This window comes from Paenarthrobacter sp. NPDC090522 (genome assembly GCF_044769225.1).
Lineage (GTDB): Bacteria > Actinomycetota > Actinomycetes > Actinomycetales > Micrococcaceae > Arthrobacter.
The window spans coordinates 3,500-5,258 of record NZ_JBIVXL010000046.1 but is presented as its reverse complement, the minus strand read 5'-3'; the positions used below and the strand labels follow the sequence as shown (position 1 = coordinate 5,258).

General features: G+C 55.7%; 1 rRNA gene (only partly in view). It reads right to left on the bottom strand.

What is annotated here, in order from left to right:
* Positions 1-1,759 (bottom strand): 23S ribosomal RNA (locus ACIQT2_RS23940); its annotated part runs 1,382 nt beyond the window's last position; the annotation flags it as partial.

Here is a 1,759-nt window from a genome sequence, read left to right as displayed (position 1 = left end):
GTGGAAATCTCATCTTGAAGCGAGCTTCCCGCTTAGATGCTTTCAGCGGTTATCCCATCCGAACGTAGCTAATCAGCGGTGCACTTGGCAGTACAACTGACACACCAGAGGTTCGTCCGTCCCGGTCCTCTCGTACTAAGGACAGCCCTTCTCAAATTTCCTGCGCGCGCAGCGGATAGGGACCGAACTGTCTCACGACGTTCTAAACCCAGCTCGCGTACCGCTTTAATGGGCGAACAGCCCAACCCTTGGGACCTACTCCAGCCCCAGGATGCGACGAGCCGACATCGAGGTGCCAAACCATGCCGTCGATATGGACTCTTGGGCAAGATCAGCCTGTTATCCCCGAGGTACCTTTTATCCGTTGAGCGACGGCCATTCCACAATGTACCGCCGGATCACTAGTCCCGACTTTCGTCCCTGCTTGAGATGTCTCTCTCACAGTCAAGCTCCCTTGTGCACTTACACTCGACACCTGATTGCCAACCAGGCTGAGGGAACCTTTGGGCGCCTCCGTTACTTTTTAGGAGGCAACCGCCCCAGTTAAACTACCCATCAGGCACTGTCCCTGACCCGGATCACGGGCCGAAGTTAGATGTCCAAAGTGACCAGAGTGGTATTTCAACGATGACTCCACCCGAACTGGCGTCCGGGCTTCAACGTCTCCCACCTATCCTACACAAGCCACTCCGAACACCAATACCAAACTATAGTAAAGGTCTCGGGGTCTTTCCGTCCTGCTGCGCGTAACGAGCATCTTTACTCGTACTGCAATTTCGCCGAGTTTATGGTTGAGACAGCGGGGAAGTCGTTACTCCATTCGTGCAGGTCGGAACTTACCCGACAAGGAATTTCGCTACCTTAGGATGGTTATAGTTACCACCGCCGTTTACTGGGGCTTAAATTCTCAGCTTCGCCCGTAAGGGCTAACCGGTCCTCTTAACCTTCCAGCACCGGGCAGGAGTCAGTCCGTATACATCGTCTTGCGACTTCGCACGGACCTGTGTTTTTAGTAAACAGTCGCTTCCCCCTGGTCTCTGCGGCCCACACCCGCTCCACAACGCAAGGTCGTTTCACGGGGCAGGCCCCCCTTCTCCCGAAGTTACGGGGGCATTTTGCCGAGTTCCTTAACCATAATTCTCTCGATCGCCTTGGTATTCTCTACCTGATCACCTGTGTCGGTTTGGGGTACGGGCAGCTAAAACCTCGCGTCGATGCTTTTCTTGGCAGCATAGGATCACCGGATCCCCCCATACGGGGGTCCCATCAGATCTCAGGCACGTGCTCGAAGCACACAGGAACGGATTTGCCTATCCCTGACCCTACATCCTTAGACCGGGACAACCATCGCCCGGCCCGGCTACCTTCCTGCGTCACACCTGTTAATACGCTTACCTCCCAGGATCAGGTCCCAGCCACCACCACAACACTGCACTTCCCGAAAGAAGCTTTGCGTTGGGTGGGGGGTGGTTAGTATCCCCCGCTCAGTATTGGCGGTTTTTCGCCGGTACGGGAATATCAACCCGTTGTCCATCGACTACGCCTGTCGGCCTCGCCTTAGGTCCCGACTTACCCAGGGCAGATTAGCTTGACCCTGGAACCCTTGATCATTCGGCGGACGGGTTTCTCACCCGTCTTTCGCTACTCATGCCTGCATTCTCACTCGTGTAGGCTCCACCGCTGGTTTCCACCGCGACTTCACCGCCCACACGACGCTCCCCTACCCATCCACACCCCTGAACCACAAAGGCTTAGGTAA